Consider the following 13,735-nt stretch of genomic DNA (forward strand, 5'->3'; position numbering starts at 1 on the left):
GCGTGAGGTGGGGCCTCGCGGCGGTCTGCCTGCTGGCCGCGGTGGCGATCGGCGTCCCGTTCGCCGGGGACACCACGGCGAGCGGGCCCGACGCGACGATCACCGCGTGGATCGGCGACGCGGTCGGCGGGCAGCCCGCGCTGCTGCGGTTGTTCGTGCTGCCCACCGAACCGGTCGTGCTGCTGCCGCTGCTGGCGATCGTGGTGCTCGCCTGCGCGCTGGGCCGCCGCTGGGACGGCGTGGCATTGGCGGTGCTCGGGGTCGCGGTGCCGGTCGCGCTCAACACCTGGGTGCTCAAGCCGCTGTTCGACCGGATGAAGACCGACTACCTCGCCTACCCGAGCGGGCACACGGTCAGCATGGTCGCCACGCTCACCGTGCTGGTGCTGCTCGCCCGGCCCGGGACGGCGAAAGCCGTCACCGTCGCAGTGAGCGCGGTGGTCCTGGTGATCGCCGGCATCGGGCTCGTCGGCCTGGGCTACCACTACCCCACCGACGTGCTGGGCGGCGCGTGCTTCGCCGTCGCCGTGGTGCTCGCGCTCAGCTCACCGACGCGGCGTCTCGCGCCAGCGCGGTCAGCCGGCTCACCGCCCGCAGGTACTTCTTCCGGTAGCCCCCCTGCAGCATCTCCTCGGTGAACAGCGCCGCCAGCGACTCACCGGAGACGACCACCGGGACGGCCCGGTCGTAGAGCCGGTCGGCGAAGGCGACCAGCCGCAGCGCGACGTTCTGGTCCGGCGCCGGCCGCACCCCGCGGATGTGCACCACCGACACGCCGTCGACGAGACGGCCGTAGCGGGACGGGTGCAGCTTCGCCAGGTGCGCGCACAACGCGTCGAAGTCGTCGAGCGTCGAGCCCTCCCGGCTGTCCGCCGACGCGAGCAGGGTCTCCTCGTCCACCGGCGGCGGCGCCTCGGGCAGGCCGCGGTGCCGGTAGTCCGGCCCGTCCACCCGCACCACGGAGAACCGCGACGACAGCGACTGGATCTCGCGCAGGAAGTCCTCGGCCGCGAACCGGCCCTCGCCGAGCTTGTCCGGCAGCGTGTTCGAGGTCGCCGCGACGTACACGCCGGCGTCGGTCAGTTCCCGCAACAGGCGGGTGACCAGCATCGTGTCGCCCGGGTCGTCCAGCTCGAACTCGTCGATGGCGAGCAGCCGGTGCTCGGACAGCCGCCGCACCGCCTCGCCGAAGCCGAGCGCGCCGACCAGATGGGTCAGTTCGACGAACGTGCCGTAGGCCTTGGGCGAGGGCGCGTCGTGCCAGGTCGAGGCGAGCAGGTGGGTCTTGCCGACGCCGAACCCGCCGTCCAGGTAGAGGCCCTGCGTGCCGGGCGCGGGCGCGGACCCGCCGCCGAACAGCGACCGCAGCCTCGACTTCCTGGGCGCCGCCTTTTCGATGCGCGCCGCGAACGCCGAGCACGACTCGACCGCCTGGGCCTGGCTCGGCTCGTCCGGGTTCGGCACGTACGTGGCGAACCGCACGGCGTCGAAGCGCGGCGGCGGCACCAGGGCGGCGATCAGCTCGTCCGCTCCCAGCTCGGGCTGCCGGTCGGTGAGGTGCGCGGGCATTCGTCAAGGCTAACGGTGGCGGCTCCGCCTGCCCTGACGGCGGCGGCGTGATGTGATGGAGATCGTGCGCAGCCTGTGGCCCGACCCCCTCGACGACGTGACCGACGACGACCTGGACCGGATCTACGGCTACCCGGCGGACCTGGACCGGCCGTTCGTGCAGGCCAACTTCACCGCCTCCGCCGACGGCGCCTCGACCCTGGAGGGCCGGTCCGAGGGCCTGTCCGGCCCGGCGGACAAGCGGATCTTCTTCCACGGCCGCCTGCTGGCCGACGTCGTGCTGGCCGGCGCCGGCACCGTCCGCGCGGAGAACTACCGCGGCGCCCGCACCAGCCCGGAACGCCGCGAGCGCCGGGCCCGGCTCGGGCTGGCCGAGGTCCCGCCGATCGCGGTGGTCACCGGCAGCGCCCGGCTCGACCCGTCGGCGCCGCTGTTCACCGACACCACGGTGCCGCCGATCATCATCACCACCGAGCACGCCCCCGCGGACCGGCGGCGCGCCCTCGCGGACGCGGGCGCGGACCTCCTCATCGCCGGCGTGGAGACCATCGACCTGCGGAGCGCGCTCGACCAGCTCGCCGAGCGTGGGCTGATGCGCATCAACTGCGAGGGCGGGCCGCACCTGTTCGGCGAGCTGGTCGCCGAGGACCTGGTCGACCAGCTGTGCCTGACGGTCGCGCCGCTGCTGGCCGGCGGCGGCGCGGACCGCATCGCGATCGGCCGGATGGCGTCCGAGGCCCGCGACATGGACCTGGCATCGATCCTGGTCGAAGACGGTTTCACGATGCTGCGGTACCGCCGCCGCCCGTAAGGTGGGCAGATGCTGCCGCTGACCCCGCCGATCCAGCCGATGCTGGCGAAACCGGCGAAGTCGATCCCGGACTCCGACGAGCTGCTGTTCGAGCCCAAGTGGGACGGCTTCCGCTGCCTCGTCTTCCGCGACGGCGACGAGCTGACGCTGCAGTCGCGGGCCGGGAAGCCGCTGAACCGGTACTTCCCGGAGGTCCTGGCGCAGCTGCCGCCGCTGCTGCCCGACCGGGTGGTGCTGGACGGTGAACTGGTCGTCGGCCGCGAGGGGCACCTCGACTTCGACGCGCTCACCGAGCGGATCCACCCGGCCGAGTCGCGCATCCGGCTGCTCGCCGAGCAGACCCCGGCCACGTTCGTCGCGTTCGACCTGCTCGCCCTGGGGGACGAGGCGTTCCTCGGCGAGCCGACCAGCACGCGGCGGGATCGCCTGGCGGAACTCGCCGGGCAGGACCTGAACATCACCCCGGCGACCACCGACCCGGCCACCGCGCGGCACTGGTTCGAGCTGTTCGAGGGCGCCGGGCTGGACGGGGTGATCGGCAAACCGCTGGACGCCGGGTACGAGCCGGGCAAGCGGATCATGATCAAGTACAAGCATTCGCGCACCGCCGACTGCGTGGTGGCCGGGCTGCGCTGGCACAAGGATTCCACGCCCGGCGAGGCCGTCGGATCGCTGCTGCTCGGGCTCTACGACGACAACGGCGTGCTGCACCACCCGGGTGTGGTGGGGTCGTTCCCGGTGAAGCGGCGCAGGGAGCTGGCGGAGGAGTTCGCCGGCCTGATCACCGACGGCGCCGGGCACCCGTGGCTGGACGGCACGGTCGAGGGGCAGCGCCTGCCCGGCGGCGTCACGCGGTGGCGCTCGACCGAGCAGCCGTGGGTGCCGCTGCGGCCGGAGCGGGTCGTCGAGGTCGCCTACGAGCACACCGAGGGCGGGCACCCGTCCCGGTTCCGGCACACCGCGCAGTTCATCCGCTGGCGCCCCGACCGCGAGCCGGACTCGTGCACCTACGCCCAGCTCGAGGAGGTCGCCCGCTACGACCTGGACGCGGTCTTCCACGGCGAGGTCAAGCGGACCCGCTGATGACCGGCCGGATCGAACGACACGCGCTGCGGAGCCCGGGACGGCTGGCCGTCCTCGCGACGGCCCACCTGTGCCGCCGCCACCGCCGCTCGCCGGAGACGCTCGTCCGGGTGATGTGCCAGGCCCGGAACGACGAGGCGGCCGACCGGGCGCGCACCACGCTGGAGCGCGCGTGGCACACCAGCCCGCTGTGGCGGGAGAAGATCTGGCACGCCATGCGGGCGGTCCTGGCGGCCGAAGCGGACCGCAACGCCCGGGACGGCCGGGATCTGCCGTGGGTGGTCATCCTGGCGCTGGTGGACGTCCGGCCCGGGCTCATCGCCCGCTACGACCAGCGCCAGCTGCGCGAGATGCTGCTGAGCGCGGTGGGCGAGCCCGACGTCCCGTACGTGGTCGCCGCCGCCCGCCGGGCGCTGGACCGGCTGCCCGGCGGGCCCACGCAGCCGGCCCGGCCGGCTCCCCGGCGGTCGTCCGCGCCCGGCCACTACCGGCCCGGCGGAACCGGGACCGCGGGCTCCGGCGGGTTCAGCACGGGCGGGTTCACCGTCCACGGCGTCTGAGCGCACCGACCCCGCTCACCCCCGGCACACCGGCGTCGTGCGAACCTCGGGGGCGAACACGCACCCAGGGAAAGAGGAACGTCGTGCCGCGCCGTGGTCTCGTGCTCGCTGTGCTGCTGTCGGCCCTCCTCGCCGGCTGCACGGCGGGGCCGTCGAAACGGCCGCCGGTCGTGGAGAACGACGAGCCGGTGTCCTCCGCGCCGGCCAGCTCCGCCACGGACGTGCCGCTGCCGCCGCTGACCGAACCGCGCTCGCCCGCACTGGACTGGGCCGACTGCGACGCCCAGACCCGCAGCCGGCTCGGCACCGAAGCGCCCGGCTACCTGCGGTTCAGCTGCGGCACCGTGATGTCCACACTGGACGACCCCGCCCTGCCGGGCCGCGTGCAGACCCGCGTGTCCGTCCTCAAGGCGGGCAACGGCGCGATTCCGCTGGTCGTGGTCAACGACGTCGCGGGCGAGCCCGGCACCCTCCACGCCGCGCGGCTCGCCTCGGCGCTGCCGCCCGCGCTGTTACAGCGGTTCTCGCTGATCGGCGTCGACCGGCGCGGCACCGGCGAGTCGGACCCGCTGTCGTGCGTGCCCGAGGACACCCGCAGCCAGCTGCTCAACCAGGACCCGGCCGACGACGACCTGGAACCGCTGCTGGACGCCGCCCGCAAGGCCGGGCAGCAGTGCGCGATCGACCTCGGTGGCGCGCAGCAGGCGTTCGACAGCTGGCGCACCGCGGGCGATCTCGAGGAGATCCGCGACGAGCTGGGCGTGCCGAAACTGCACGCGCTCGCGCACGGCGAGGGTTCGCACGTGCTGATCTCCTACGCGGCCCGGTTCCCGGAGCGGGTCGGGCGGTTCGTGATGGACGGCATCCCGGACCCCTCCAGCGACACGGTCACCGTGCTCGGCGACCTGGCCGCCGCGCAGCAGGCCACCCTCGACGCCTACGGCCGGGCGGTCGGCCAGGACGCGGCGGTGACAGTGAACGCCGTGATGGACCGGTTGCGCGCGGCGCCGCAGGTCCTGCCCGGCGGCGCCGAGGTCGGCGCGGGCACGGCGCTGCGGGCGGTGGTCACCGGGCTCGCCGACCGCACCCGCTGGACCGAGCTGGCCCGGGCTCTGGACGCCGGCCGGGCGGGCGACGTCCGCGGACTCGCCGGGTTCGTCGCACCGATGCTCAACGGCTCGGACGTCTCGCCGTCCCGCCTGGACGGCACGCTCGCCACCGAGTGCAACGACACGGTCGAGCGGATGCCCGCCGACCGGATCTCCGGGCTGACCACCGAGCTGCGCGGCCGCTACCCCGTCTTCGGCGGGCTGGTGACGCAGCGGCTCGTGTGGTGCCTGCCGTGGCCGGCGCGCACCGAGCCGCTGCCCACGCTGGGCACCTCCGGGCTGCCGCCGATCCTGGTCACCAGCACCCTGACCGACCCGGTCACCCCGGAGACCGGCACGGTGCGCGCGGCGCAGCAGATCCCGAGCGTGGTGCGGGTCGCGTGGCAGGGCGCCGGGCACGGGGCGCTCGGCTCGCCGTGCGCGGCCGAAGCGGTGCGCGCGTTCCTCGTCGACGGCAAGGTCCCGGCCGACGGCACCCTCTGCCCCGCTTAGGGGACCCGGCGCGGCCCCCGTTTAGGCTTGTCCTCCATCCGCCGGACCACTGAGTACTGGGAGTGACTGTGCCGTCTTCCGCGGTCGAGACGCCGGCTGTGACGCCGGCGCCCCGGGACAGCGCGCGACGACCGATTCCCTGGATCGCCGTGTGGCCCGTCCTCGTGCTGGGCGCGGTCGCCGGGTTCTGGTACGTCAGAGAGGTCCTGACCCACCTGCCCGCGCTGCTGCACCTGCTCGACCTGGGCGTCTACCGGATCGCGGGCGAGCGCGTGCTCGGCGGCGTGTCCGTCTACGACACGCCGCTGCTGGGCAACATCCGCGGGCACTGGGAGTTCGTCTACACCCCGTTCGCCGCGCTGTTGTTCACGCCGCTGGCGCCACTGAAGGGTGAACTCTTCACGTGGGTGGGCGCGCTCGGTGACTACGCGATGCTGGCCGTCGGCGTGTGGGCGGCGCTGTCGCTGCTGCGGTTCCGGCGGGATCTGCGCTTGGTGCTGGTCAGCCTGGCGGTCGCGGCGCTGCTGATGTGGTGCGAGCCGGTGCGCGAGACGATGGCGTTCGGGCAGATCAACATCCTGCTCATGACGCTGGTGCTGCTCGACCTGGCGCTGCCGGACTCGTCGAAGGTCAAGGGCGCGCTGATCGGCATCGCCGCCGGGATCAAGCTGACACCCGCGTTCTTCGTGCTGTACCTGCTGGTGACACGCCGCTACCGGGCGGCGATCGTCGCCGCGGGCACGTTCGTGGTGACCGTGGCGGCCGGGTTCGCGTTCCTGTGGCGCGACTCGGTGACGTTCTGGTCCGGTGCGTTCATGGACCCGACACGCGTGGGCGTGCCGGAGAACCCGGCGAACGAGTCGCTGCGCGGGTTCTTCGCGCGGGCGACCGGGGTGACCGGCGGGATGCAACTCGTGTGGCTGCTGGCCGCGGCCGCGACCGCCGTGGTGTGCCTGCTGCTGGCGCGCCGCCTGGCCGCCCGCGGTGAGGAGCTGGTGGCGGCGACGCTGTGCGGCCTGGCGACGACGGCCGTGTCGCCCTACAGCTGGGTGCACCACTGGGTGTGGCTGGCGATGCTGCTGATCTGCCTGGCGAACGTCGCGCTGCGCGGGTCGGTGCTGGGGTGGATCGGGCTGGCCGGGGCCGCGCTCATCACCTCCGGCGGGGTGCTGCCGCTGATCGGCTTCGAGGCCGACACGGTGCTGGGCTTCCAGCCGGCCGGGCTGACGTGGCTGTTCCAGAACGCCTACCTGTGGCTGACGTTCGCGGTGTTCGTGGCGGTCGCGCTGTACTACCGGACGCCGAAGGACCCGGCGGCGCTGCCCACGGCGACCGCCTCCGCCAGCAGCCGGTAGGAGTCCAGCATCTCGGCGCGGTCGTAGGTGCTCGTGGTCACCAGGACCTCGTCGGCGCCGGTGCGGTCCACCAGGCCGGCCAGGGCCGCGGCCGCCGCGTCCGGGGTGCCGGCGATCTGCCCCTGCCGGGCGTCGTCGAAGTAGCGTCGTTCGCGGTCGGTCATCGGGGTCGCCAGGATCTCCCCCGCCGGGCGCAGCGGCGGGAACACGCCGTGCGTGCGCGACCAGGCCGACGACCACGCCTCCGGCACCAGCAGCCGCTCGGCGGCCGCGCGCGTCCCGGCCACCGCGACCGTCGCCGAGACGATCACGTACGGCATCGGGCAGCGGGACGACGGGACGAAGCCGTCGCGGTAGCGGGTGATCGCCTCGATCATGGGTGCCTCGCCGCGCACCGAGCCGATGACCAGCGGCAGCCCCAGCTCGGCGGCCAGGTCCGCGCCCGCCCCGGTGGCCAGCAGGAACGCCGGGACCGGCTGCCCCTCGGCCGGGAAGGCGTGCACCCCGGGGAACGCGCGCTGGGTGCCGTCGAGGTAGCCGAGCAGCAGCCGGACCTGCTCGCCGAAGCGGTCGGCGTCGTCCTTGTCGTGGCCGAGCGCGCGCCGCACGCCGCCGGTGAACCCGACCGAGCGGCCCAGCCCCATGTCGATCCGGCCCGGGTGCAGAGCCTCCAGCACACCGAACTGCTCCGCCACGACGAGCGGCTGGTGGTTGGGCAGCATCACGCCACCGGTGCCGACGCGGATGCGCGAGGTGGCATCAGCGACGGCGGCGGCGAGCACGGTGGGCGCGGACCCGGCCACCCCGGGCACGCTGTGGTGCTCGGACACCCAGAACCGGTGGTAGCCCAGTTCCTCGGCCTCCCGCGCGAACGCCACGGTCTCGCGCAGGGCCTGAGCGTGGGTGCCACCTTCGCGGGTACGGGACCGATCGAGCACGGACAGCTTCACGCCTTGGTCAACACGCCGGCCCCGCCACGTGTTCCGGTCCCGGCGCGAGCAGCGTCACTCGGAGCGGACCGGACCGGCACGAAGATCGCCCGGGCGAGGCCGGTGAGCACCGATCCGCTGCACACCTGCCACCCGCGGCCACCTCACGTGCCCGGCCGCGCCTTGCTCGGCTGCACGCGCTTCGGCTCGCCGGGCATCTTCGGATAATCCGGCGGGTACGGCATCTCGCCCAGGCCGTGGTCGCGCTCGTCGCGGGCGTACCACTCCAGCGCCGTCTCCAGGCCGAACGCCCGGTCGTCGATGGCGGCGTGCGGGTCGCCGTGCTCGGCCAGCCAGTCCGGCACCGTGAGCACGTCGAAGTCGTCCGGGTCGGCCTCGGGCAGCTGCTCCCACGTCAGCGGCGTGGACACCGTGGCCCGGGGCGTGCCGCGCACCGACCACGACGACGCCACCGTCCGGTCCCGCGCCGCCTGGTTGTAGTCGAGGAACACGCGGCCGCCGCGCTCCTCCTTCCACCACGCGATCGTGGCGAGATCGGGCACGCGCCGCTCCACCTCGCGACCCAGCGCGATCACCGCGTGCCGCACGTCGACGAAGTCCCACTCCGGCCGGATCCGCACCAGCACGTGCACGCCGCGCCCGCCGGAGGTCTTCGGGTACCCGGTCAGCCCGGCGTCCGCCAGCACCTCCCGCACCACCAGCGCCACGCGGACCGCGTCGCCGAACCCGGATCCGTCCGGGGGATCCACGTCGATGCGCAGTTCGTCCGGATGGTCCACATCGGCCCGCCGGACCGGCCACGGGTGGAAGTCGAGCGTGCCGAGGTTGGCCGCCCACGCGAACACCGCCGCCTCGGTGGGACAGACCTCGTCCGCGGTCCGCCCGGACGGGAAGGTGATCCGCGCGGTCTGCACCCATTCGGGCGCTCCACGAGGTACCCGTTTGGCGTAGAACGGCTCACCGGAAACGCCGTCCGGGAACCGTTTCAGCGTCGTCGGCCGCTCCCCCACCGCCCGCAGCAAGGGCTCCGCGACGGCGAGGTAGTACTCCACGACCTGCCGCTTGGTGATCCCGCGCTCCGGGAAGTACACCTTGTCCGGATTGGACACCCGCACCGTGCGCGCGCCCACCTGGTATTCGACCGCCTCACCGCGTGCTGCCACCGGATCACCGTAGCGCCGCCGGGCCGGTTCCGCGCGTGCCTTACCGTGGACGTCGTGCCCCGCCGCCTGAAGATGATCGTCGCGCTCGTCCTGCTCGCCGGGGCGGTGGTGGCGGCGTTCACACTTCCGGTGCCCAGCCCGGCGGAACTGCGCAACTGGGCCGCCGGCGCGGGCGCGGTGACCGCACTGGTGTTCCTGGCCGCCTACGCGGTGCTCACCGTCGCCCCCATCCCCCGCACCGTCTTCAACCTCGCGGCGGGACTGCTGCTCGGCGACGCGCTCGGCATCGTGGTGGCCATCACGGCGACCGCGGTCTCCGGCGCGCTCGGGTTCGGCCTGGCCCGCCTGGTCGGGCGCGACCTCGTGTCCCGCCACCTGGAACGGAAAGTGGTGCGCGCGGTCGACGAACGACTCGCCGACGGCGGTGTCGTCGCGATCGCGTCGCTGCGGCTGATCCCGGTGGTTCCCTTCGCGCCACTGGGATATTGCTGCGGCATCCTCTCGGTGCGGTTCCGCCCTTACCTGATCGGGACCGTGCTGGGCAGCCTGCCGGGCACGATCGCGGTGGTGGTGCTGGGCGACGCGCTCACCGGCAGCACCCCGCCGGCGCTGCTGGCCTGCTACGGTGCCTTCGCGCTCGCGGGTGCCGTTGGCCTGGCGCGAATCGCCCGCGGGACTGCTTACGCCGGGCGTATCAGGCAGCCCGCTACACTCGACCCGGTGCGCGAGGAGATCGTTCGCGCTGAGCCAAGCCAGCACATGCGGAGAGTTTCCGAGGAGTAGTCCCATCGACACCGGTCAGCTGATCGCAGGGCACTATCGCCTCGTTGAGCACATCGGCAGCGGCGCCATGGGCGTCGTGTGGCGCGCGGTCGACGAGCGCCTCGAGCGTTCGGTTGCGGTGAAGCAGATCCTCGCCCAGCCGGGCATGTCCGAGGCCGAGCGCAACAGCATGCGCCAGCGAGCGATGCGCGAGGCGAAGAACGCGGCACGGTTCCAGCACCCGAACGCCATCGTGGTGTTCGACATCGCCGAGCACGGCGGCGACCCGTGCCTGGTCATGGAGTACCTGCCCTCGCGCAGCCTCTCCGCGGTGATCGCCGAGCAGGGCACGCTGCCGCTGGCCGAGGTCGCCCGCATCGGGCACCAGGTCGCCTCGGCGCTGGTCGTGGCGCACCGCGCCGGGATCGTGCACCGGGACATCAAGCCGGCGAACATCCTGATCGACGAGAACGGCACCGCGAAGATCACCGACTTCGGCATCTCGCGGGCGGCGGGCGACCTCACGCTCACCCAGACCGGCCTGATCGGCGGCACCCCGGCCTACCTCGCGCCCGAGCTGGCGCGCGGCTCGGACCCGGCGCCGGCCTCCGACGTCTTCTCCCTCGGCGCGACGCTCTACCACGCGCTGGAGGGCCAGCCGCCCTACGGCAACAGCTCCAACCAGCTCGCCCTGCTCTACACGGCGGCGAACGGGCAGGTCATCCCGCCGCGCAGCGCCGGCAAGGCGACCGCGCTGCTGATGAGCCTGCTGCGGGTCGAGCCGGAGGAGCGGCCGACCATGCTGGAGGCCCGCGACCGGCTGGCCGCGCTCGCCAACGGCGAGAAGGACACCAAGGGCACGCTGGTGTCGCCGCCGCTGTTCAACGGCGGCCGGCGGCCCGCGGCCGTGCCCGCCGAAGCCCCGGCGCCTGCCGAGCGGCCGCCGTGGCAGCGCACCGGCGCCGCCACCGCGGCGCCGCCCGCCCTGTCGCAGCAGCGCAGCCCGCGCAACCCGACGGCGGCGTTCATCCCGCCACCGAAGCCGCCCCAGCAGGCCAAGCCGTCACCGCTGAAGCGCAAGGGCGTGCTGGCCGGGTCCGCGGTGGCCGTGGTCGCGGTGCTCGTCCTGGTGCTGGTGGTCGTGCTCAACGGCGGTGACCAGCCGAACGCCGGCACCTCGCAGGCCAACGTCGGCGGCACCACGTCCACCACGTCGGCGCCGTCCAGCACCTCCAGCAGCGCCGCCCCGGCGGACCTGGGCAAGACGGCCAACACCGGTTCGGTGAACTTCGGGCAGGCCGGGCAGGTCGTGAAGGGGTATCTCGACGGCAAGGGGTCGGCCGCCGCGTGGGCGCTGCTCACGCCGTCCGCGCAGGCGGTGTTCGGCAGCCAGCAGGCGTTCCAGCAGTACTGGTCCGAGCACGAGATCCAGGGCTACAACTCGATCCTCGCGGACAAGGGCCTCAACTCCGACGGTTCGGCGGACATGTACGTGACCATCGCGGGGGTCGGCCGCATCTCGTGGCGGGTCGTCAACACCGATCAGGGCATGCGCATCGACGCCGACACCCGCATCGGCTGACCTACCCTGGTCGGTATGACCGAAAGCGGCCACAACCCGCGCTTCGACGACGACCTGGCCGGGCTCGACCCCGACGATCCGGAGGCCCAGGCGTTCGCGCGGCACCTGGACCGGATGCAGCGCTGCGAGCCGGGGTTCACCGTCGAGGGCACCCTGCACAACGTGGCCGAGTTCGCCGAGTCCAGCACCCGGGCCGGCGGCCTGCGCTGGTGGATCGCGGCGACCATCGTGGTGCTGCTGGTCCTGGGCGTGATCGTCGCCTCCTGGGACATCGTGGTACGGGCCGTGCAGTGGCTCGCCGAGTAGCCTGACGCATATGAAACCTCGCATGGAACCCGTCGTGGGAGCCACCCCGAAGGTGGTCAAATCCGACCAGGAGTGGCGCGAGCAGCTCTCCCCCGAGGAGTACGCCGTGCTGCGCCAGGCGGGCACCGAGCGGCCGTTCACCGGCGAGTACACCGACACCAGGACCGCCGGTGTCTACGAGTGCCGTGCCTGCGGTGCGGAGCTGTTCCGCAGCGACACCAAGTTCGAAAGCCACTGCGGCTGGCCGTCGTTCTTCGACCCGGCCGCCTCCGACGCCGTGCTGCTGCGCGAGGACCGGTCGCTGGGCATGGTGCGCACCGAGGTGTTGTGCGCGACCTGCCACAGCCACCTGGGCCACCTCTTCGAGGGCGAGGGCTACCCCACCCCCACCGACCAGCGGTACTGCATCAACTCGATCTCCCTGCGGCTGGTGCCCGCCGAGTAGCGGTTACGCTCGGGGCGCATGGGGGCGTTCTGGGGACTGTCCGCTCGGGAACTGGTGGTGCTCTACGCGGCGCTGATCCTGGTGCCGCCGGTGGTGCGCCTGCTCGGCCCGGTGCTGCTGCGGTGCCGCCGGATCCGGATCGGCACCGAACCGGTCACCGCGGTGGAGCTGGCCGTGCTGTCCGGCGGGCCGGAACGCGCCGTCGACGTGGTGCTCGCGGGCCTGGTCGCCCGCCGGTGGATCCGCGTGGACGGCGCCGGACGGCTGACCACGACGACCCAGCAGGCCCCGGCCGATCCGCTGGCCGTCGCCGTGATGCTGGCGGTGTCGTTCTGGCGCGGCCTGGCGACCGCGCGGACCCTGCGCGTCCACTTGGTGGCGGGCACCCCGTTCGAGCAGGTCGTCGACGGCCTCGTGGCCCGCGGTCTGGTGGTGGCGCCCGGTGACGCCGCCGGTATCCGGATCGCGTCCCGGGTCCTGCTGATCGGGGTCGTGGCCAGCACGTTCGCCGGCGGCTACGCGATGGCGGCCATCCCGGTGATGCTGGCCGGCGTGCTCGTCCTCGGGCTGGCCGAACTCGTGCCGCCGCCCCGGCGCACGGTCGCGGGGGCGCGCCTGCTGCGCCGGGTTGCGCGGCAGCCGGGAACCGCGGCCGCGTACCGGTCGTCGAACCGCCAACGTGCCCGTGGGGGACTCGGAGGTGGCTGGGGTGGCGATCCTTTCGGTCGGTGACGGGCCCGCGTTCTGGGGTCTGCCGGCGTCCACGTTCCTCCCGGTCTTCGCCGTGCTGGCGGTGCTTCCCGTCGTGGTGCGCACGCTCGGCCCGTGGCTGCTGAAGCGGCGCGGCGGCGGACCGCACCAGCCGCCGGGGCCGGTCGAGCTGGGCTTCCTGACCGGCGGTCCGGCGCGGGCGACCGACACCGCGCTGGCCGAGCTGATCGCGAACGGCCGGATCCGGGTGAACAGCACCGGACTGCTGTCCACCACCGGTGACCGGCCCCCGGCCGGCGGCCTGGCCGCGGCGATCTGGGCCAGCGTGTACGGCGGCCGCGGCACCTGGACCGTGCACGACGTGCGTGCCGCGATGCGCGGCCACGCCGAGTCCGGCCGGCTGCGCGACCGGCTCGCCGGCGACGGGCTCCTGGTCCAGCCGGGCCCGGTGCGCGCCAACCGGCGGCTGGCCATGCTCCTGCTCGTCGCGGTCCTGGTCATCGCGTTCGTGACCTTCCCGGACGGCACGTTCGTGCTCGCCGTGCTGCCGGCCGGGCTCCTCTGGGCGCTCACCGACCGCCCGGCGCGCGGACCTGCCCGGACGACGGCGGGTGAGGCGGCGCTGCGCGCCGCGAGCGTGACCCCGGGCTGGTCCGCGAAGGAGGTGGCGCTGGGCGGTCTGAGCCGGTACCCGGACCCGGCCATCGCGACGGCCCTGCTGTCGCCGCCCCCGCCACGGAAACCGCGCCGCCGCTGGGGGTCCGGCTCGGCGACGAGCGGCTCGTACGGCTACGGCTGCGGATCGAGCAGCTCGTGCGGGAGCAGTTCGTGTGGGGG

General features: G+C 73.8%; 15 protein-coding genes. 12 read left to right on the plus strand and 3 right to left on the minus strand.

Annotated features, from left to right (window positions below; translation table 11 throughout):
- Positions 1 to 2: 2 nt before the first annotated feature.
- The gene (locus D0D15_RS07010; RefSeq protein ID WP_094007236.1) at positions 3 to 638 is read left to right on the plus strand and encodes a phosphatase PAP2 family protein; all 636 of its coding nucleotides are present in this window, start codon (positions 3 to 5) and stop codon (positions 636 to 638) included.
- Here D0D15_RS07010 and zapE read toward each other — a convergent pair.
- Positions 541 to 1,569, minus strand: a complete 1,029-nt coding sequence (zapE, locus tag D0D15_RS07015; RefSeq protein ID WP_115944312.1) for a cell division protein ZapE — start codon at positions 1,567 to 1,569, stop codon at positions 541 to 543. The two genes, D0D15_RS07010 and zapE, sit on opposite strands and share 98 nt — an antisense overlap.
- 55 nt (positions 1,570 to 1,624) lie before the next feature.
- Between zapE and D0D15_RS07020 the strand changes: the two genes are divergently transcribed.
- From D0D15_RS07020 to D0D15_RS07040, 5 genes are all read left to right on the plus strand, one after another.
- Positions 1,625 to 2,380: a pyrimidine reductase family protein gene (locus D0D15_RS07020; protein WP_198958310.1), complete on the plus strand. Its 756-nt coding sequence runs from the start codon at positions 1,625 to 1,627 to the stop codon at positions 2,378 to 2,380.
- A gap of 9 nt (positions 2,381 to 2,389) precedes the next feature.
- Entirely contained in the window at positions 2,390 to 3,463 is a 1,074-nt protein-coding gene (locus D0D15_RS07025; protein ID WP_094007233.1) for an ATP-dependent DNA ligase, read from the plus strand.
- Positions 3,463 to 4,023, plus strand: coding sequence for a hypothetical protein (locus D0D15_RS07030; protein WP_094007232.1), 561 nt, complete (start codon positions 3,463 to 3,465; stop codon positions 4,021 to 4,023). The genes D0D15_RS07025 and D0D15_RS07030 overlap by 1 nt, the downstream gene beginning before the upstream one ends.
- Before the next feature lie 83 nt (positions 4,024 to 4,106).
- On the plus strand, positions 4,107 to 5,624 hold the full coding sequence (locus D0D15_RS07035; RefSeq protein WP_208646167.1) for an alpha/beta hydrolase: 1,518 nt from the start codon (positions 4,107 to 4,109) through the stop codon (positions 5,622 to 5,624).
- A gap of 149 nt (positions 5,625 to 5,773) precedes the next feature.
- Positions 5,774 to 6,979: a glycosyltransferase 87 family protein gene (locus D0D15_RS07040; protein ID WP_233157394.1), complete on the plus strand. Its 1,206-nt coding sequence runs from the start codon at positions 5,774 to 5,776 to the stop codon at positions 6,977 to 6,979.
- Here the strand turns inward: D0D15_RS07040 and D0D15_RS07045 are convergent.
- On the minus strand, positions 6,916 to 7,929 hold the full coding sequence (locus D0D15_RS07045) for an LLM class flavin-dependent oxidoreductase (protein ID WP_115944314.1): 1,014 nt from the start codon (positions 7,927 to 7,929) through the stop codon (positions 6,916 to 6,918). The genes D0D15_RS07040 and D0D15_RS07045 overlap by 64 nt on opposite strands.
- A gap of 143 nt (positions 7,930 to 8,072) precedes the next feature.
- Entirely contained in the window at positions 8,073 to 9,092 is a 1,020-nt protein-coding gene (gene ligD, locus D0D15_RS07050; protein ID WP_094007226.1) for a non-homologous end-joining DNA ligase, read from the minus strand.
- Between the two features lie 54 nt (positions 9,093 to 9,146).
- Between ligD and D0D15_RS07055 the strand changes: the two genes are divergently transcribed.
- From D0D15_RS07055 to D0D15_RS07080, 6 genes are all read left to right on the plus strand, one after another.
- On the plus strand, positions 9,147 to 9,875 hold the full coding sequence (locus tag D0D15_RS07055; protein ID WP_233157393.1) for a TVP38/TMEM64 family protein: 729 nt from the start codon (positions 9,147 to 9,149) through the stop codon (positions 9,873 to 9,875).
- Positions 9,876 to 9,894: 19 nt separating this feature from the next.
- Complete coding sequence (locus tag D0D15_RS07060; RefSeq protein WP_094007320.1) at positions 9,895 to 11,436, plus strand: serine/threonine-protein kinase; 1,542 nt, start codon at positions 9,895 to 9,897, stop codon at positions 11,434 to 11,436.
- Between the two features lie 15 nt (positions 11,437 to 11,451).
- Complete coding sequence (locus D0D15_RS07065) at positions 11,452 to 11,742, plus strand: hypothetical protein (RefSeq protein ID WP_094007224.1); 291 nt, start codon at positions 11,452 to 11,454, stop codon at positions 11,740 to 11,742.
- Between the two features lie 22 nt (positions 11,743 to 11,764).
- Positions 11,765 to 12,187, plus strand: coding sequence for a peptide-methionine (R)-S-oxide reductase MsrB (gene msrB, locus D0D15_RS07070; RefSeq protein WP_094007222.1), 423 nt, complete (start codon positions 11,765 to 11,767; stop codon positions 12,185 to 12,187).
- An 18-nt stretch (positions 12,188 to 12,205) separates the two neighbouring features.
- A complete protein-coding gene (locus D0D15_RS07075) occupies positions 12,206 to 12,919 on the plus strand; it encodes a TIGR04222 domain-containing membrane protein (protein WP_094007221.1) in 714 nt (237 codons plus the stop codon).
- A partial coding sequence (locus tag D0D15_RS07080) for a TIGR04222 domain-containing membrane protein (protein WP_244214938.1) occupies positions 12,897 to 13,735 on the plus strand: 839 nt, incomplete at its 3' end. The genes D0D15_RS07075 and D0D15_RS07080, both read left to right, overlap by 23 nt.

Origin of the sequence: Amycolatopsis thermalba (assembly GCF_003385215.1) — a bacterium.
In the GTDB taxonomy this organism is placed as follows: Bacteria; Actinomycetota; Actinomycetes; order Mycobacteriales; family Pseudonocardiaceae; genus Amycolatopsis_E; species Amycolatopsis_E thermalba.